This is a genomic window from Cupriavidus plantarum, from assembly GCF_905397285.1.
Classification (GTDB): Bacteria; Pseudomonadota; Gammaproteobacteria; order Burkholderiales; family Burkholderiaceae; genus Cupriavidus; species Cupriavidus plantarum.
Map to the genome: position 1 here is coordinate 1 of NZ_CAJPUX010000009.1, position 18,284 is coordinate 18,284.

The window sequence follows — 18,284 nt, forward strand, 5'->3', positions numbered from 1 at the left end:
CAGGCCCGCCGCGCAGCCGCTACGCCCGCCCTCCGCCAATCGCCCGGCGGCGGCCGTGGCCCCAGCGCCAGCCGAGTCGGCGCCGGTCCAGTCCGAGCGACCGCAACGTCCGGCCAGCGCCGACGAGCGCGCGAAGGACAGCGCGACCGGCCGCGCCGGCGACAACCTGCCACAGCGCGCGCGGGCGGACGACGGTCCGAGCGACAGCGCTCGCGGCAACTCGCAGCGCACGCAACGCCACGACGCGGTGCCGCCATGGGAAATGGCCGGCGGCAGCGACGTGCCGCCGTGGGAAGAGATGCCGGCCGACCTGCCGCTCATCGGGCCGTACGACAGCGACCCCGGCTATGACGCCAGCATGATGTTCGACGCGCAAGACCCCGCGCCGTCCGCCGCACCATCCAGCCGCGCGCCGCAGCCGCGTGGCGCGCAAGCCCGGCCCCAGCAGGCGGGCATCGGCACGCAAGGCCGGGGTCCTCACTCTGGCGGTGGATCGCAGGACGCCGCACCGGCACGCCCGGCCGCGCCGTCGCAACCGCAGGCACCGGCCGTGCGCCCAGCCCCGGTCCCGCCCGCTGCCGACGCCGACGGCACGCCGCCCGTGTTCACGGGCACCGCCGCCGACTGGCCCGCGCTGGCCGCCAGCCTGCCGTTACGCGGCCTGGCGCAGCAGCTGGCCTACCAAAGCGAACTGGCCCGCGTGGTGGGCCGTACCGTCTATCTGCGCGTGCCCGTGGCCGCCATCGCCGAGAACGGCGTGGCCGACCGCATGCAGCAGGTCCTGAGCGAACACTTCGGGGCCGACGTGCGCGTGCAATGCGAAATCGGCCCGGTGTTCGAAACCGCCGCGGCCGCCGATGCGCAGGCACGCGCCGAGCGCCAGCGCGAGGCCGAAGCGAACATCGAAGGCGACCCGTTCGTGCAGGGGCTGCTGCGCGAATTCGGCGGGCAGATCGTGCCGGGCTCGATCCAGCCGCGCGCCGCCTGACACCCCATACAACAGGGCAGCCGCAAGACACGCAGACGGCGGCCCATCGACACTCACACGATCTCACACGACTACAGGAGCAGCACCATGATGAAAGGTCAACTGGCCGGGCTGATGAAGCAAGCCCAGCAGATGCAGGAAAACATGAAGAAGATGCAGGACCAGCTCGCGCTGATCGAGGTCGAGGGCCAGTCCGGCGCCGGTCTCGTGAAGGTGGTGATGACCTGCAAGAACGACGTCAAGCGCGTGACGATCGATCCGAGCCTGCTGGCCGACGACAAGGACCTGCTGGAGGACCTCGTCGCCGCCGCGTTCAATGACGCCGTGCGCAAGGCCGAAGCCACCACGCAGGAAAAGATGGGTTCGATGACGGCCGGCATGCCGGGTCTGCCGCCCGGCTTCAAGCTTCCGTTCTAAGCATGAGGGCAGCGCCCCCGACCTCGCTGCAGGCGCTGATCGAGGCGCTCAAGGTATTGCCCGGCGTCGGGCCGAAATCGGCCCAGCGCATGGCGTACCACCTGCTCCAGCACGACCGCGACGGCGCGCGCAAGCTCGGCGACGCGCTGCGCGGCGCCGCGGATGGCATCCGCCATTGCCAGCGTTGCAACACGTTCACGGAGCAGGACCTCTGCGAGACCTGCCGCGACGAACACCGCGACGCGTCGCTGCTGTGCGTCGTGGAAACGCCCGCCGATCAGATCATGATCGAGCAGACGCTGACCTTCCGCGGCCAGTATTTCGTACTGATGGGACGGCTCTCTCCACTCGACGGCGTGGGGCCGAAGGAGATCCATCTGGATCGCCTGCTGGCGCGGGCCACCGAGCCCGAACTGGGCGGTCCGGTATCGGAGGTGATCGTCGCCACCAACTTCACGACGGAGGGCGAGGCCACCGCGCACTACATCGGCGAAATGCTGAAGTCGCGCGGGCTCAAGGTGTCGCGCCTCGCGCGCGGCGTGCCGGTGGGCGGCGAACTCGAGTACGTCGATGCGGGAACCATCGCGCGCGCCGTGATGGATCGCCGCAGCCTGTAGGCAGCGCCACTTTCCGTCCGCGATGAATCTCGCCCGCTTCGACCTCGTCACCCTCGGACTGTTCGTGGCCGTCGTGCGCCATGGCAGCATCTCTGCCGGAGCGCGCCAGTCGCATCTGGCCGTGGCCGCGGCCAGCAAGCGCATCTCGGACCTCGAGACTGCGGTCGGCGCGCCGCTGTTCTTCCGCCATGCGGCGGGCGTGCAGCTGACCGAAGCGGGACAGGCGTGCTACCACCATGCGCTGACCATCCTGCAGGACGTCGAACGCATGGCGGGCGTGATGTCGGACTATGCGTCGGGCGTGCGCGGGCAGGTGCGCGTATGCGCGAACACCTCGGCCATCACGCAGTTTCTCCCCGACGATCTGGCCGAATTCATGCGCCAGCATCCGACCATCCGCATCGAACTCGAGGAACAGAACAGCGCCGATATCGTCGCCGCGCTCGTCGAGAATCGCGCCGACGTGGGCATCTTCGCGGACCGCACGCCGTGCGCGGGTCTCGTGACGGTGGAGTACCGGCAGGATGAACTCGTCATCATCACGCCGCCCGGGCATCCGCTCTCCCAACGCGGACCCGTGCGTTATGCCGATACGCTGGACTACGACTTCGTGAGCCTGCCGCAGGTGACGTCGCTGGCCGCGCGGCTGCTGGAGGAGAGCAGCCGGCTCGAGCGGCCATTCCGCCTGCGCATCCAGGTGCGCAGCTTCGATGCGATGTGCCGCATGGTCATGGCGGGCCTCGGCGTCGGCGTGCTGCCGCGCATCGCGGCCGAACCGCACGTGAAGTCGATGGGCTTGTCGCTGGTTTCGCTGCAGGACCCATGGGCGCGCCGCTCGCTGCTGATCGGCATGCGCGATCCCGCCGCGCTTACCGTGTCCGCGCGGTTGCTGATCACCCACCTCTGCGGCGACCGCGCGCCGTTCTGAGCGCGCGCCGTACCGGCCACCTCCGCGTTTTCCCTAACCTTCGCGTTCCGTGAAAGCCCGCTTTCCGGATTGCCGATTCCGCCGCCCGTCCCCGCTGGGGCACACTCGCTCCCACATCAACGGAGACAACCGACATGGCGCGACAGATTCTCGAAGGCATCCGGGTCCTGGAACTGGGGCAACTGATCGCCGGCCCGTTCGCGGCCAAGACCCTTGCCGACTTCGGCGCGCAGATCATCAAGGTGGAGCCGCCGGGCCAGGGCGATCCGCTGCGCAAATGGCGCATGCTCCACGAAGACACCTCGGTGTGGTGGGAGGCGCAATCGCGCAACAAGCAGTCGATCTGCATCGACCTGCGCCAGAAGGAGGGCCAGGCCCTCGTGCGCAAGCTCGCCGCCGAGGCGGACATCCTGATCGAGAACTTCCGCCCGGGGACGATGGAAAAATGGGGCCTGGGCTGGGACGTGCTCCATGCCGACAACCCGAAGCTGATCATGGTCCGCGTGTCGGGCTATGGTCAGACCGGCCCTCGCAAGGACGAGCCCGGCTTCGCGGCCGTGGCCGAGGCGATGGGCGGCCTGCGTTACCTCACGGGCGAACCGGGCCGCGCCCCCGTGCGTGCCGGCCTCTCCCTCGGTGACACGATCGCGGGCCTGCATGGCGCGCTCGGCGTATTGCTCGCGCTATACGAACGCGATGCGCGCGGCGGGGAAGGGCAGGTCATCGACGTTGCACTGTATGAATCGCTGTTCAACCTCAGCGAAAGCCTGCTGCCCGAGTACTCGGCGTTCGGCGCCGTGCGTCAGCCCGCGGGGGGCGCGCTGCCCGGCATCGCGCCATCGAACGCGTATCCGTGCGGTTGCGGGGAATATGTGCTGATCGCCGCCAACGGCGATGCAATCTTCCGCCGGCTGATGCAGGCGATGGGACGTCCCGACCTCGGCGAAGATCCGTCGCTCGCGCAGAACGATGGCCGCGTGAAGCGCGTCGAGGAAATCGATGCAGCGATCGCCGCCTGGACGCGCACGCAGACCGTCGCTTCCGCGCTCGACATCCTGCGCGAGGCGCAGGTGCCATCGGGCCGCATCTATACGGTCAAGGACATCGCCGAGGATCCGCACTATCGCGCGCGTGGCGTGATCGAATCGGTGACCTCCGCCAAGGGCCTCACGGTCGAAGTCCCCGGCGTGATGCCGAAGCTGTCGGGCAATCCGGGCGCCATCCACGACCGCGCGCCGACGCTCGGCGAACATACCGATACGGTGCTGGAACAAGCCGGCTTCGACGCCGGGGCCATCGCCGACCTGCGTGCACGGGGAGTGATCGCATGAGTGCCAATTTCTCTCACAATCCCTACAAGCTCGCGGGGCCCGCCCGCGTCGAAATCAACGATGTCGCCCCGCGCGACGGCCTGCAGATCGAACCCGTGGTCGTGCCGACCCATGGCAAGGTCGCCTTCGTGAACGCACTGTCGCACTGCGGCTTCGCGCGTATCGAAGCCACGTCGTTCACGTCGGCCAAGGCGATTCCCGCGCTGGCCGACGCGGAAGCGGTCATGCATCAGATCGAACGCGTACCCGGCGTGCGGTACACAGTGCTGGTGCCGAACCTGCGCGGCCTCGAGCGCGCGCTGTCGTGCCATCCCGACGAGGTCAACCTCGTCATGTCGACGAGCGAGACGCACAACCGCGCCAACCTGCGCATGACGCGCGAGCAGTCGCGCGCCCAGCTGCTGGCGATGATCGCCGAAGCGGGCCGCGCGGGCGTGCCCGTCAACGTGTCGTTGTCCACGGTATTCGGCTGCCCGTTCGAGGGCGAGGTGAGCGTCGAGGACGTGATGGGCTTCGCGCAGACCTTCGCCGATGCCGGCGCGGCGGGCATCACGCTGTGCGACACCACGGGCATGGCCTATCCAAACCAGGTCGCCGCGCTGTGCGAGGACTTCCAGAAACGGCTGCCGGACACCGGGCTGACGATCCATCTGCACAACACGCGCGGCATGGGTCTCGCCAATGCGATGGCCGCATGGCAGACGGGCGTCACGCGCTTCGACGCGGCGGCAGGCGGTCTCGGCGGTTGCCCCTATGCGCCGGGCGCGAGCGGCAACGTCAGCACCGAAGAGCTCGTGCATATGTTTGCGTCGATGGGCGTGGAAACCGGCGTGGACCTTGGCGCGTTGCTCGACGTGGTGGCCAGCCTGCCCGCATTGGTCGAGCGCGACATTTCCAGTCAGTTGCTGCGCGCGGGGCCGCGTCTGCGCACGCATCAGCCGCCGGCCTGGATGGCCGAACATTTTCAGGGTCAGTAGTTCTTCCTCACAAACTTCGAACAAGACATACGGAGACAACATGCAACGCAATCTCACTCTCGTGGCGGCCTCGCTGCTCCTCGCGGCCGGTGCGGCCCACGCGCAGGATGGCGCCTATCCGAATCGCCCGATCACGCTGGTCGTCTCGGCCGCGGCGGGCGGCACGACCGACATCGCCGCGCGCATGATTTCCGAGCCGCTGTCGAAGGCGCTCGGCCAGCCCGTGGTCGTGGACAACCGTCCCGGCGGCAACGGTGGCATCGCCGCATCGGTGGTGCAGCGCTCGAAGGCCGACGGTTACACGCTGCTGCTGCAGTATTCGGGCTTCCACGTGATTACGCCGCTGCTGACCAAGACCTCGTGGGACCCCGTCAAGGACTTCATGCCCGTGGCCAACGTGCTGTCGGCGCCGCAGGTGCTCGTCGTGCGTCCGTCGCTGCCGGTGAAGTCGCTCAAGGAACTGGTGGCATATGCCAAGGCCAATCCGAACAAGCTGAATTACGCGTCGTCGGGTAACGGTTCGCTGCAGCACGTATCCACCGAGTTGCTGAACCAGATGGCGGGCATCCAGATCACGCACGTGCCGTACAAGGGCACGGGCCCGGCGATGACCGATCTGCTCGGCGGGTCGGTCGACCTCACGATCACCACGCCGCCGCCGCTGATGGGCCATATCGCCGCCGGCAAGCTGCGCCCGCTCGTGGTCACGAGCAAGGAGCGCCTGCCCAGCCTGAAGGACGTGCCGTCCGCGGCCGAAGCGGGCTATCCCGACCTCGATGTCTCGTCGTGGTTCGCGATGTACGCGCCGGCCGGCACGCCCAAGCCCGTCATCGACAAGCTGACCGGCGAGATCGACAAGATCATGAAGACCGAGGCGTTCCGCAAGAAGGCCGAGGAACTTGGCGCGGAGGCCAAATACATGAATCCGCAACAGCTCGACCAGTACCAGAAGGCGGAGCTGGCGCGCTGGGGCAAGGTCATCAAGTCGGCCGACATCCGCGCGGAGTGAGGATACGCAATAAGGTTACGTACTAAGCAAGCGCTTAAGTATTGATCCCGATGCGGAGAGGGCGCCACTCGCGTAGCATGCGAGGGCGCCCCTTTGCTTTCTGGCGACGTCTGGAGACATGACATGTACAACAAAAAATTCTGGAAGCAGCTGCTGATCGCCTTCGCGCTGTTCCTCGCCGGCTGGTTCACGTTTGGCTACGCACTGGCCCAGGGCAAGCCGGAAAAGCCCAAAGTCACGGTGGCGGTGGGCGGCAAGAACCTGTTCTATTACCTTCCGCTGACGATCGCCGAACGCCTCGGCTACTTCAAGGAAGAGGGCCTCGATGTCGAGATCGTCGACTTCGCGGGCGGCGCCAAGGCACTGCAGGCCGTCGTGGGCGGCAGCGCCGACGTCGTATCGGGTGCGTACGAGCACACGATCAACCTGCAGGCCAAGGGCCAGCAGTATCAGGAGTTCGTGCTGCAGGGCCGCGCGCCGCAGATCGTGCTCGTGGTCTCCAACAAGACCATGCCGAATTACAAGTCGATCGCCGACCTCAAGGGCAAGAAGATCGGCGTGACGGCGCCGGGCTCCTCGACGAACATGATGGCCAACTTCGTGCTGGCCAAGTCGGGGCTCAAGCCTTCGGACGTGTCGTTCATCGGCGTGGGCGCGAGCGCCGGTGCCGTGGCGGCGATGCGCTCGGGCCAGATCGACGCGATGGCGAACCTCGACCCCGTGATCTCGATGCTGACGCAGAAGAACGAGGTGAAGATCGCTTCCGACACGCGCACGCTCAAGGAAACCGAGGCGGTATTCGGCGGCAATATGCCGTCTGGCTGCCTGTATGCGTCCACCGCGTTCATCCAACAGAATCCGAACACCGTGCAGGCGATGACCAACGCGATGGTGCGGGCGCTCAAGTGGCTGCAGAAGGCGGGGCCGTCGGACATCGTCAAGACGGTGCCCGAGAGCTATCTGCTCGGCGATCGCGCGCTGTACCTCGCCGCATGGGAGAAAGTGCGCGAAGCGATCTCGCCGGACGGCGTGATGCCCGCCGATGGCCCGCGCACCGCGCTGAACACGCTGCAGCAGTTCGACCCCGAGCTCAAGGGCAAGCCGATCAAGCTCGAGAACACGTTCACGAACGCGTTCGTGCAGAAGGCCAACGCGAAGTACAAGTAAGCTCTCTCTCACGCGTCGCCCCATGACCACGCCAGCCTTGTCCCTCGATAACGTGACCTGCACGTTTGTCTCCCGCGAAGACCGCGGCCAGCGCTACACCGCCGTCCGCGATACGACGCTGACCATCGCGCCCGGGGAGTTCGTCTCCGTGGTCGGCCCCACGGGCTGCGGCAAGTCGACGCTGCTGAACGTCAGCGCCGGCCTGCTGTCGCCATCGAGCGGCACGGTCCGCGTGTTCGGCGAGCCGCTGGAAGGCATCAACGCGCGCGCGGGATACATGTTCCAGGCCGAGGCGCTGATGCCGTGGCGCAATGCGCTCGACAACGTCATCGCCGGCCTCGAGTTCCGTGGCGTGCCGCGCACGGACGCGGTGGCGCAGGGCGAGGAATGGCTGCGCCGTGTCGGTCTTGGCGGGTTTGGCGACCGCTATCCGCATCAGTTGTCCGGCGGCATGCGCAAGCGCGTGAGCCTCGCGCAGACGCTGGTGCTCGACCCCGACATCATCCTGATGGACGAACCGTTCTCCGCGCTCGACGTCCAGACGCGCCAGCTCATGGAGAACGAGGTGCTCGACCTGTGGGCCGCCCGGCGCAAGGCGGTGCTATTCATCACGCACGACCTCGACGAGGCCATCGCGATGAGCGACCGCGTCGTGGTGCTGTCGGCGGGGCCCGGCACGCATCCGATCGGCGAGTTCGCGATCGACCTGCCGCGTCCGCGCGACGTTGCCGAGGTCCGCAATCATCCACGCTTCGTGGAATTGCACGCGGCCATCTGGGATGTGCTGCGCGAGGAAGTCCTGAAGGGCTATGCGCAACAACGCAAGGTAGCCTGATCATGGCGATGCGACCCAACTCTCCCGCCATGCTGCGGGTCTGGCAACTGCTGGTCCTCGTCGTGATCCTGCTGGCGTGGCACCTCGCCACGCGCTCGCAGCAGGTGGCGTTCTTCTTTGGCGAACCCCTGATGGTGGCCCAGCGCATCTGGAGCTGGTTCATCACTGAAGGCGATATCTACAGGCACCTCGGCGTGACGCTGATCGAGACCGTGCTCGCGTTCGGCATCGGTACCGTGGCGGGTCTCGGCGTGGGACTGTGGCTCGCCCTGAGCCCGATGACGGCAGCCGTGCTGGATCCCTACGTCAAGGCGATGAACTCGATGCCGCGCGTGATCCTGGCGCCGATCTTCGCGGTCTGGTTCGGCCTCGGTATCTGGTCGAAGGTCGCGCTGGCCGTCACGCTGGTGTTCTTCATCGTGTTCTTCAACGTCTACCAGGGGGTCAAGGAAGTGAGCCCCGTGGTATTGGCCAACGCGCGCATGCTCGGCGCCAATCGCCAGCAACTGCTGCGCCACGTCTATCTGCCGAGCGCGACGAGCTGGGTATTCTCGTCGCTGCATACGTCGGTGGGCCTCGCGTTCGTGGGCGCGGTGGTCGGCGAGTATCTGGGTTCGGCCAGCGGCGTCGGCTATCTGATCCTGCAGGCGGAGGGGACGTTCGACATCAACACCGTGTTCGCGGGCATCGTCGTGCTGACCGCGTTCGCGCTGGTGCTGGACGGGATCGTCAGCCTGTTCGAGAAGCGGCTCATGAAGTGGCAGCCGCGGAGCGGGGAGACCGAAAAGCTCTGACCGGTCCCCTCGTCCTCCGTCACTGCGTTATTGCGTCGTTGGATAGATGCGTATTTATGACGGGATGATGACGATCTTGCCCGTCACCTTGCGCGCCTCCATGTCCTTGAGCGCCTGCGGGGCCTGCTCGAGCGGGTAGCGCGCCGAAATATGCGGGCGGATCTTGCCTTCCTTCATCCAGCCCAGCATCTGCGCCATATTGGCCTGATTGTGCTTCGGCTCGCGGCGCGCGAAGTCGCCCCAGAACACGCCCACGAGCGATGCGCCCTTGAGTAGCGCGAGATTCAGCGGCATCTTCGGAATCTCGCCATTGGCGAAGCCGACCACGAGGTAGCGGCCGCGCCAGGCGATGGACCGGAAGGCAGGCTCCGCGTAGACGCCGCCCACCGGATCGTAGATGACGTCCGGACCCTTGCCGTCGGTCAGCGCCTTGATGCGCTCGCGCAGATCTTCGGTCGTGTAGTTGATGACCGCATCGGCGCCATGTTCCTTGCAGACTGCGAGCTTCTCGTCCGTGGACGCCGCGGCGATCACGCGCGCGCCGATCGCCTTGCCGATCTCGATGGCCGCCAGTCCCACGCCGCCCGCCGCGCCAAGCACGAGCATCGTTTCGCCGGCCTTGAGTTCGCCGCGATCGACCACCGCGTGGTGCGACGTGCCGTACGTCAGCGTGAACGCGGCCGCGGTTTCGAAGTCGATGCCCGGCGGCATCGGCACCACGGACGCCGCCTTGGCGCGCGCCTGGGAGGCGAACGCGCCATTGCCGAGGTAAGCGATGACCGCATCGCCGGGCTTCACGTGCGTGACACCGGCGCCCACCGCATTGACCACGCCGGCGAGCTCGGAGCCCGGGGAGAAGGGCAGCTCGGGCTTGGCCTGGTACTTGTTCTGGATGATCAGCACGTCGGGGAAGTTCACGCCGGCCGCCTTCACGTCGATGATGACCTCGCCGTCGCCGGGCACGAAGTCCGGCAGCGTTTCGAGGACGAGCGAATCGGGCGGGCCCCAGGCCTTGCACAGTACGGCTTTCATGTTGTCTCCGGAGTGGTGGTGAGTCGTGTGCCGGTGCGGCGTGCGGGAAAGTGTAACGCAAAAAAGCACGGTCGTTCTGTTTGCCGATATGCCGCATTTTTGGGCCGCTTTGGGGCATGCCGCGCCGCTTCGCTCGGGTACAATCGCGGCCATGCATATCCTTCTCGCCAACGACGACGGTTACCTCGCGCCCGGCCTGGCGGCGCTGCACGCCGCATTGACGCCGCTCGCGCGCGTCACGGTCATCGCACCGGAACAGAACCACAGCGGCGCCTCGAATTCGCTGACCCTGCAGCGTCCACTGTCGGTGTTCGAGGCGCGCGAGGGCGTGCAAAAGGGCTTCCGTTTTCTCAATGGCACGCCGACGGACTGCGTACACGTCGCGCTCACTGGCCTGTTGGAAGACCGGCCGGACCTCGTGGTGTCGGGCATCAACCAGGGCCAGAACATGGGCGAGGACGTGCTGTACTCCGGCACGGTCGCCGCCGCCATCGAAGGGTATCTGTTCGGCATTCCGTCGATCGCGTTCTCGCAGGTCGACAAGGGCTGGGAACACCTCGATGCCGCCGCGCGTATCGCACGGGACGTCGTGGAGCATGTCATCTCTTCGCCGCCATCGTTTGCCGCGCCTGCGGGGGGATCGGCCTCGCCGTTCCTGTTGAACGTGAACATTCCGAATCTGCCGTACGAGCACCTGCGCGGCCTGCGCGCGACGCGCCTGGGCAAGCGGCATCCGTCGCAGCCCGTGATCACGCAAGTGAATCCGCGCGGCGATACGAACTATTGGATCGGTCCGGCCGGCGATGCGCTCGACGCCAGCGAGGGGACCGACTTCCACGCGGTCGCCGAGGGGTTCGTCTCCATCACGCCGCTGCAGCTCGATCTCACGCATCGCGCCCAGCTCGCGCAGCTCGGACAATGGCTGGAGCGCAATTGAGCCGCGCGCCTGTCCGGAGCGCGGTCGCATGACGACGCCGCGGCGAACCCGCTTTCCTCTTCCGCTCGACGCGGTGGTCGAGCGCAAGCCCGCGCCCGAGCGCACCGCGGGCATGCCGGCGATCGATGCCGCGCGCAAGGCCGCGGTGCCCATCGTGCCCGCGGCACAGACGCCGCCGAATGCGCTCAAGCCGCTCAGTTCCGCCATCACCGCCTCGGCGATGCAGCGCGGACGCAAGCCCGCGTTGTCATCCACGCCGCAGCCCGTTGCGCCGGGGAGTGCCGTCGAAGCGCGGACCTCGGCCGCGACGGCGGGCGGCGGGGGCATGGCCTCCGATCGCGCGCGCGGGGCGCTCACCGCGCGGCTGCGTGCCTCGGGTATCCGCGACGAGCGCGTGCTGCGCGCCATCGGCACCGTGCCGCGCCATCTGTTCATGGAGCCCGGTCTCGCCTCGCAGGCCTATGAGGATGCGGCGCTGCCGATCGGGCATCAGCAGACCATTTCCAAGCCTTCCGTGGTGGCCCGCATGATCGAGCTGCTGCGCGAAGGACTCCCGCCGGACCAGCCGCTCGCGCGCGTGCTGGAGATCGGCACCGGTTGCGGGTATCAGGCGGCCGTGCTGAGCCTCGCCGCCGAGGAAGTTTTCTCGATCGAACGCATTCGCCCGCTGCACGAGCAGGCCAAGGCGAACCTGCGGCCGCTACGCCTGCCTAACGTGCGGCTGCATTACGGCGACGGCATGCTGGGGTTGCCGCAGGCGGCGCCGTTCTCGTCGATCATTCTCGCGGCCGCGGGCATGGAGGTGCCCGAAGCCCTGCTGGAGCAGCTCGCGATCGGCGGCAGGCTGATCGCACCGGTGGCGGTGCCCGCGGGGGCGGGCGGCCAGGGCGGCGCGCAGCAGTTGCTGCTGATCGAGCGCCTCAACCGGCATCGCTTTCATCGAACCGCGCTTGAAGCTGTTTTCTTTGTGCCCTTAAAATCGGGCACCATCTGAGTCGAACTATGCACAACAACGTGAAATCGGAACATTTCGCTCGCGCAGGACAGGTTCTCGTCGTCACCGCCATGGCCGCGCTGCTCGGCGCATGCGCCAACTCGCCCATGCCTGGCCCCGCGCCGGTGGTCGATCGCACATCCACGTCGGGCGCGCCGGCCGCCGCCGCGGCGCTCGAACCGGCGCCGCCGGGGTACTATCGCGTGAAGCGCGGCGATACGCTCTATCGCATCGCGCTGGAGAACGGCCAGTCGTATCGCGATGTCGCGGGCTGGAACAATCTCGGCAACGTGAACCAGATCGAGGTGGGTCAACTGTTGCGCGTGGTGCCGCCGAGCGCGGATCCGAACGCGGCCGCTGGCGTGGCCACCGTGCCGATCAATTCGGGCAGCGTGCAGGCGCAGCCGATCGACGCCTCGCGTCCGGTCGGTACGCCGATGTCCGCGGCGTCGGCTGCGCCCGCGACGCCGGCCGCCGCGGCGGCATCGGCGCCTGCCGCGGCAGCGGCATCGGCGTCGTCAGCGGCGCCTTCATCGGCATCGTCGGCGGTTGCCGACGGATCGATCCGGATGGCATGGCCGGCGACGGGTCAGCTCATCGGAAAGTTCGATGAAAAGGGCAACAAGGGCATCGATATTGCTGGCAAGAAGGGTGATCCCGTACTCGCCGCGGAGGAAGGTAAGGTGATTCACGTAGGCCCCTTGCGCGGCTACGGGAATCTTGTCATCATCAAACACAACGAAACGTATCTCACCGCATACGGGCACAACGACAAGGTGCTGGTGGCAGAGCAATCAACGGTCCGCAAGGGCCAGAAGATTGCCGAAATGGGTAACAGCGATACTGACAGGGTCAAGCTGCACTTCGAGGTTCGAAAGAACGGAAAACCGGTCGATCCAATGCGGTATCTGCCGCCACAGTGAGGTTTCATGCCACGCCAGAAAACTGTTTCATCCGGAGTTGTCAGCAGGACCCGTCGTCCCAAGCAGCCGGACGGAAAGGCTGGCGTGGCGACGCAGGCTGACGACGCCGTCGGCGAAGGCGTAGTCGCCGCGATCGACCCTGAGATGTTCGACGGCGATCCTGCCGCCGAAATGGTGCCCGCGACCGACGAGCCGATTACCGCGGTAGCGCGCGCGGGCCTCCGTGAGGAGCCGGTGGCCGAAGAGGACGACGACGAGGACGAGGAAGACGAGGATGAAGAGGGCGGGGCCGAACCCGCCGCCGAACCCGACGACTTCAAGACGGTCCTGCATACCGAACTCGCCGCCGACACGGTCCAGCACTATCTCAATCGCATCAGCATCAAGCCGCTGCTCTCCGCACCGGAAGAGCTGCATTTCTCGACGCTCGCGAAGGAAGGCGACTTCTCCGCGCGCCAGGTCATGATCGAGCGCAACCTGCGTCTCGTGGTCAGCATCGCGAAGGGCTATCTCAATCGCGGTGTGCCGCTGCTCGACCTGATCGAGGAAGGCAACCTTGGCCTGATGCATGCGATCGAAAAATTCGATCCGTCGCGTGGCTTCCGTTTTTCGACGTATGCCACATGGTGGATCCGTCAGAGCATCGAGCGCGCCATCATGAACCAGGCGCGCACGGTCCGCCTGCCCGTGCACGTGATTCGCGAACTGAATCAGGTCCTGCGCGCCAAGCGCCACCTCGAGAAGGGTGGCACCGATGGCCGCGACGCGAGTCTCGAGGACATCGCGCATCTCCTCGGCAAGACGCCGGACGAGGTGCAGGACGTGCTGGCACTCAACGAACATACCACCTCGCTCGATACGCCGTTCGATCTCGACCCGGGCTCGAGCCTGCTGGACTTCCTCTCCGACGAGCACAATGCCGCGCCGGATCAGGAGGTCGCTCACCGCGAGCTGGAAAACCTGATGAAGCTCTGGCTGGCCCGTCTGTCGGAGAAGCATCGCTATGTGGTGGAGCGCCGTTTCGGCCTCAACCACATCGAGCCGGCCACGCTCGAAGAGCTGGCCGAGGAAATGGGTCTGACGCGCGAACGCGTGCGCCAGATCCAGCAGGAAGCGCTGGTCAAGCTCAAGCGGCATTTCGCCTCGCAAGGTGTACGCAAGGACGCCGTTTTATGACCCCTGTGCTGGTATTCGACATCGAGACCATTCCCGATGTCGCCGGCCTGCGCCGTTTGCATGACCATCCCGCATCGATGAGCGACGCCGAAGTCGCCGAGCATGCGTTTGCCGCCCGCCGGGAGAAGACCGGCGCCGACTTCCTGCCGCATCATTTGCAGCGCGTCGCCGCGATTTCCTGCGTGCTGCGCCGCACGCAGCGTGACGGCTCGGCAAGCTTCCACGTGGGCTCGCTCGGTACGGTCGCGGACACCGAAGCCACGCTGATCCAGAAGTTCTACGAACTCATTGCGCGCTACAGCCCGCAGCTCGTGTCGTGGAACGGTGGCGGTTTCGATCTGCCCGTGCTGCACTATCGCGGCCTCGTCAACGGCGTGGCCGCCCCGCGCTATTGGGAGATGGGCGAAGGCCGCGACGACGATAGCCGCGACTTCAAGTGGAACAACTACATCAGCCGCTATCACATGCGGCATCTGGACCTGATGGATCTGCTGGCGATGTATCAGCCGCGCGCGAGCGCGCCGCTGGACGACCTCGCCAAGCTGTGCGGTTTCCCGGGCAAGCTCGGCATGGACGGCAGCAAGGTGTGGGAGGCCTATCAGGGCGGCCAGCTCGACGCGATTCGCGCGTACTGCGAGACGGACGTCGTCAACACCTACCTCGTGTATTGCCGCTTCCAGCTGATGCGCGGCGGCCTGTCCCCGCGCGAGTTCGACCGCGAAGTCGCCTTCGTGCAGGAGTCGCTCGCGGAGCTGCCGGGCGAGCAGTGGATGGAATACCTCCGCGCGTTCCAGCTGCGTCCGCTGACCGAAGAGGCCGAGGACGAAGATTCGTTCTGACCGTCTATCGCTGGATATCCACGCTCAGGTGAATCGGCTGATGGTCCGAGTTTGGCGTATCGCCATTCACCTCGCAACGCCTCACCGCATCCCGCAGATCTTCTGTCACGAACACGAAGTCGCATGCGAAAGGCGGTTCGTTCCATTGCTCGCGATCGTATAGCGCGCAGGTCGGCGCATGCGGCTGACCCGGATGCGCATGCACCCAGGCATCGACCCAGTTCGTCGCGCCATTGGCGTCGTTGTCGTCCGCATAGGGCTCGAGCATGCGGCGGTAGGCCACATCATCCACCTTGCTGTTGAAGTCTCCGCAGAGAATCGCCCGCGTGGGGCGCGGCTCGGGCATGAACGGCCCCGGTCCTTTCTCGTTGCGGCCGGGCTGCCGCGCATGCGCGCACGCTTCCGCATGCCACCCGCGCAGCGCCTCGGCCTGCGCCGCGCGCTGCAAGGCCGAGTAGTACTCGAGGTGAGTCGTGATGACGCGCACAGGATAGGGCGCGTTCGGCAAGCCCGCCTCGACCGTGACCTCGAGCGCGACGCGCGGCATCGACGGCACGCCTGGGTCCGCGGGCCACGGCAGCGCGTGCCGGAAGACCTCGCGCACGGGCAGTCGCGTGGCGATGACATTGCCGAACTGCCGCGGCGCGCCATCGTTGCCAAAGCGGTCCACGCCCGGCGCGAACAGGATGCGATAGCCGGGCAGCAGCGCGGCGAGTTCCGCCACCTGATCGGGCTGCGGTCCACCGGCCATGTCGGTGAACCCGCGCGTGATTTCCTGCAGGCAGATCACGTCGGCATCGGCCATCTCGCGCAGCGTGGCCACCGTGCGCGCCAGATCGACCCTGCCATCCGCGCCGCGGCCCCATTGCACGTTCCAATTCAGTAGTTCCATCCCGCCATCTCCCTCCAATGCCTCGTCCAGTGTCGTTCGCGCGCCGCGACTGGACTACAATCGCGCTTTCGCAAAACAATACGCCAGGTCCCCGCAGGTGTCCCAATCCGTGTCCGTCCAGCCCGAACAGGTCCAGCCGGCCGACAACGCGCCGTCAGGTGCCGCGTCCGCCGCATCCCCATCCGCAACCCCCGCCGCCAGGGGCAACCAGAACGTTGCCCCACGGAGCGAGCCCGTGGTGGTGATCGACAGCCTCGACATGGAAGCGCGCGGCGTGGGCCGCCTCGTCAACGAGGATGGCACCCCCGGCAAAGTCATCTTTGTCGAAGGCGCGCTGCCCGGCGAAACGGTGAGCTACCGCAGCTTCAAGCGCAAGCCGAGCTACGAGCAGGCCTCGCTCGTCGAGATCAGGCAGCCGTCCGTGATGCGTGTCACGCCGGGCTGCAAGCATTTCGGCGTGTGCGGCGGCTGCTCGATGCAGCATCTGGACTCGCGCGCGCAGATCGCGATCAAGCAGCGGATTCTCGAAGACAACCTGTGGCACCTGTCCAAGGTGCGCGCCGACGTCGTGTTCCGCCCGATTGCTGGCCCCGATTGGGGCTATCGCTATCGCGCGCGCCTGACGGTGCGGTATGTGGCCAAGAAGGGCGGGGTGCTCGTTGGTTTCCATGAGCGCAAGAGCAGCTACGTAGCGGACATGTCGTCCTGCGAAGTATTGCCGCCGCATGTGTCAGCATTGTTGATGCCGCTGCGCGATCTCGTGTCCGCGCTCTCGATTCGCGATCGCATGCCGCAGATCGAACTGGCCGTGGGTCAGGACGTGACCGCGCTCGTGCTGCGGATCCTCGAACCGCTGACCGATGCGGACAAGGACCTGCTGCGCGCCTTCGCGGACCGGCACAACGTGCAGTTCTGGCTTCAGCCGAAGGGCCCGGACACGGTGCATGTGTTTCACCCGACGGACCGCGAGCTCGCCTACACGCTGCCCGAGTTCGGCATCCGTATGCCGTTCAAGCCGACGGACTTCACGCAGGTCAACCATCAGATCAACCGCGTGCTGATCGGCCGCGCGCTGCGCCTGCTCGATGCGCAGCCCTCCGATCGCCTGCTGGATCTGTTCTGCGGCATCGGCAACTTCACGCTGCCGCTGGCCACGCAGGGCACGTCCGTCATGGGCATCGAGGGCAGCGAGGCGCTGACCACGCGCGCGCTGGCCAATGCGGAGTACAACGGACTCGCGCACAAGACGTCGTTCGCGTGCCGGAACCTGTTCGAGGTCACCGCGGAAGATATCGCCCAGCTGGGCCGCTTCGACCGCTGGCTCGTGGATCCCCCGCGCGAAGGGGCGCTGGCGGTGAGCAAGGCGCTGGCCGAACTGCATCAGCAGGGCAGCGACGTGCTGCCGAAGCGCATCGTGTATGTGTCGTGCAATCCGGCCACGCTGGCGCGCGATGCCGGGCTGCTTGTGCACGAGGCGGGCTACACGTTGAGCGGAGCGGGGGTGGTGAACATGTTCCCGCATACCTCGCACGTGGAGTCGATCGCGGTTTTCGATCGCGCATAAAAAAAACCGGCCCGAAGGCCGGTTTTTTTTGACGCCGAAGCGTCGTCAGTCGCGGTTGCCGCCGAAGATGCCCAGCAGGGCCAGCAGGTTCACGAACACGTTGTACACGTCGAGGTAGATCGCGAGCGTGGCCGTCACGTAGTTCGTTTCGCCGCCGTTCACGACGCGCTGGACGTCGATCAGGATGAACGCCGAGAAGATCGCGATCGCGATCAGCGACACGGTGATCATCAGCGCCGGCAGGTGCAGCCAGATGTTCGCGATGGAGGCGAGGATCAGCATGATCACGCCGACCATCAGGAACTTGGTCATGCCCGAAAAATCGCGCTTGCTGGTCGTGGCGATCGTGGCCATCGTCGCGAAGACCGCGGCGGTGCCGCCGAACGCGTACATGATCAGCGCGGGACCGTTCGAGAATCGCAGCGTCACGCCGATCAGGTTGGACAGCCACAGGCCCATCACGAATGTGAAGGCGAGCAGCAGTACCACGCCCATGCCGCTGTTCTTCGTCTTTTCGATGGCGAAGAAGAAGCCGAACATCACGGCGATGAACAGGATGGCGGAGATGCCCGGGCTGCCCGCGATCAGCGTGAAACCGCCCATCGCGACGCCCAGCCAGGCGCCGAGCACTGTCGGTACCATCGACAATGCAAGCAGCCAGTAAGTATTGCGCAGGACCCGGTTGCGCGCGACCGCGGCATTGGCGCCCGAGGCGCTGTTGCCGAAGCTATAAGTATCGAGCCTTTCGTTCATGGTGACTCCTGTCTGAATGGTGTGGCCGGGTGGCCCCGGCGCGGCACAGGTTGAATGTCGCACCGCGTCAGTTGAATTGCAAGGGCCGGCCGCCAAGTATTACGCCAATGT

At 66.5% G+C, this 18,284-nt stretch carries 18 protein-coding genes and 1 pseudogene; 16 read left to right on the forward strand and 3 right to left on the reverse strand.

From position 1 onward, the window contains the following. The 10 genes and pseudogenes from KHP16_RS25160 to KHP16_RS25205 form a co-directional block, all read left to right on the forward strand. Window positions 1-988, forward strand: a pseudogene (locus KHP16_RS25160) (DNA polymerase III subunit gamma/tau); the annotation flags it as partial. Between the two features lie 87 nt (window positions 989-1,075). Beyond that, window positions 1,076-1,405 carry a YbaB/EbfC family nucleoid-associated protein gene (locus tag KHP16_RS25165; RefSeq protein ID WP_109580705.1) on the forward strand — a complete coding sequence of 110 codons (330 nt, stop codon included), beginning with the start codon at window positions 1,076-1,078 and terminating at the stop codon, window positions 1,403-1,405. A 2-nt stretch (window positions 1,406-1,407) separates the two neighbouring features. Further along, window positions 1,408-2,022, forward strand: a complete 615-nt coding sequence (recR, locus tag KHP16_RS25170; RefSeq protein WP_121490724.1) for a recombination mediator RecR — start codon at window positions 1,408-1,410, stop codon at window positions 2,020-2,022. Between the two features lie 22 nt (window positions 2,023-2,044). After that, window positions 2,045-2,950: a LysR family transcriptional regulator gene (locus tag KHP16_RS25175; protein WP_109580707.1), complete on the forward strand. Its 906-nt coding sequence runs from the start codon at window positions 2,045-2,047 to the stop codon at window positions 2,948-2,950. Between the two features lie 134 nt (window positions 2,951-3,084). Then, window positions 3,085-4,281 (forward strand): CaiB/BaiF CoA transferase family protein, encoded by a 1,197-nt coding sequence (locus tag KHP16_RS25180; protein WP_211961372.1) that lies wholly within the window; start codon window positions 3,085-3,087, stop codon window positions 4,279-4,281. Then, window positions 4,278-5,258, forward strand: coding sequence for a hydroxymethylglutaryl-CoA lyase (locus tag KHP16_RS25185; RefSeq protein WP_109580709.1), 981 nt, complete (start codon window positions 4,278-4,280; stop codon window positions 5,256-5,258). Before KHP16_RS25180 ends, KHP16_RS25185 begins: the two co-directional genes overlap by 4 nt. 40 nt (window positions 5,259-5,298) lie before the next feature. Continuing rightward, window positions 5,299-6,267 (forward strand): Bug family tripartite tricarboxylate transporter substrate binding protein, encoded by a 969-nt coding sequence (locus KHP16_RS25190; RefSeq protein WP_121490725.1) that lies wholly within the window; start codon window positions 5,299-5,301, stop codon window positions 6,265-6,267. 123 nt (window positions 6,268-6,390) lie between these two features. Beyond that, the gene (locus KHP16_RS25195; protein WP_211961373.1) at window positions 6,391-7,434 is read left to right on the forward strand and encodes an ABC transporter substrate-binding protein; all 1,044 of its coding nucleotides are present in this window, start codon (window positions 6,391-6,393) and stop codon (window positions 7,432-7,434) included. Window positions 7,435-7,456: 22 nt separating this feature from the next. Next, window positions 7,457-8,269: an ABC transporter ATP-binding protein gene (locus tag KHP16_RS25200; protein ID WP_115952499.1), complete on the forward strand. Its 813-nt coding sequence runs from the start codon at window positions 7,457-7,459 to the stop codon at window positions 8,267-8,269. Window positions 8,270-8,271: 2 nt separating this feature from the next. Beyond that, on the forward strand, window positions 8,272-9,063 hold the full coding sequence (locus KHP16_RS25205; protein ID WP_109580713.1) for an ABC transporter permease: 792 nt from the start codon (window positions 8,272-8,274) through the stop codon (window positions 9,061-9,063). Window positions 9,064-9,117: 54 nt separating this feature from the next. On the opposite strand, the gene KHP16_RS25210 is transcribed toward KHP16_RS25205, so the two are convergent. Continuing rightward, a complete protein-coding gene (locus KHP16_RS25210) occupies window positions 9,118-10,095 on the reverse strand; it encodes an NADPH:quinone oxidoreductase family protein (RefSeq protein WP_109580714.1) in 978 nt (325 codons plus the stop codon). A 151-nt stretch (window positions 10,096-10,246) separates the two neighbouring features. Here KHP16_RS25210 and surE point away from each other — a divergent pair, with 151 nt between their 5' ends. From surE to KHP16_RS25235, 5 genes are read left to right on the forward strand one after another with little or no spacing between them, the layout of a single operon-like run. Next, complete coding sequence (surE, locus tag KHP16_RS25215) at window positions 10,247-11,032, forward strand: 5'/3'-nucleotidase SurE (RefSeq protein ID WP_109582619.1); 786 nt, start codon at window positions 10,247-10,249, stop codon at window positions 11,030-11,032. 28 nt (window positions 11,033-11,060) lie between these two features. Continuing rightward, on the forward strand, window positions 11,061-12,026 hold the full coding sequence (locus KHP16_RS25220; protein ID WP_109580715.1) for a protein-L-isoaspartate(D-aspartate) O-methyltransferase: 966 nt from the start codon (window positions 11,061-11,063) through the stop codon (window positions 12,024-12,026). Between the two features lie 8 nt (window positions 12,027-12,034). Continuing rightward, entirely contained in the window at window positions 12,035-12,949 is a 915-nt protein-coding gene (locus tag KHP16_RS25225) for a peptidoglycan DD-metalloendopeptidase family protein (protein ID WP_115952498.1), read from the forward strand. Window positions 12,950-12,955: 6 nt separating this feature from the next. Further along, on the forward strand, window positions 12,956-14,125 hold the full coding sequence (gene rpoS, locus KHP16_RS25230; protein WP_109580717.1) for an RNA polymerase sigma factor RpoS: 1,170 nt from the start codon (window positions 12,956-12,958) through the stop codon (window positions 14,123-14,125). Next, window positions 14,122-14,964, forward strand: a complete 843-nt coding sequence (locus KHP16_RS25235) for a 3'-5' exonuclease (protein WP_211961374.1) — start codon at window positions 14,122-14,124, stop codon at window positions 14,962-14,964. The genes rpoS and KHP16_RS25235 overlap by 4 nt, the downstream gene beginning before the upstream one ends. A 4-nt stretch (window positions 14,965-14,968) precedes the next feature. Here KHP16_RS25235 and KHP16_RS25240 read toward each other — a convergent pair whose 3' ends face one another. Next, window positions 14,969-15,856: an endonuclease/exonuclease/phosphatase family protein gene (locus tag KHP16_RS25240; RefSeq protein ID WP_211961375.1), complete on the reverse strand. Its 888-nt coding sequence runs from the start codon at window positions 15,854-15,856 to the stop codon at window positions 14,969-14,971. A gap of 235 nt (window positions 15,857-16,091) precedes the next feature. Here KHP16_RS25240 and rlmD point away from each other — a divergent pair, with 235 nt between their 5' ends. Further along, complete coding sequence (gene rlmD / locus KHP16_RS25245; RefSeq protein ID WP_430392556.1) at window positions 16,092-17,420, forward strand: 23S rRNA (uracil(1939)-C(5))-methyltransferase RlmD; 1,329 nt, start codon at window positions 16,092-16,094, stop codon at window positions 17,418-17,420. Window positions 17,421-17,465: 45 nt separating this feature from the next. On the opposite strand, the gene KHP16_RS25250 is transcribed toward rlmD, so the two are convergent. After that, complete coding sequence (locus KHP16_RS25250; RefSeq protein WP_109580721.1) at window positions 17,466-18,173, reverse strand: Bax inhibitor-1/YccA family protein; 708 nt, start codon at window positions 18,171-18,173, stop codon at window positions 17,466-17,468. Between the last annotated feature and the right edge of the window lie 111 nt (window positions 18,174-18,284).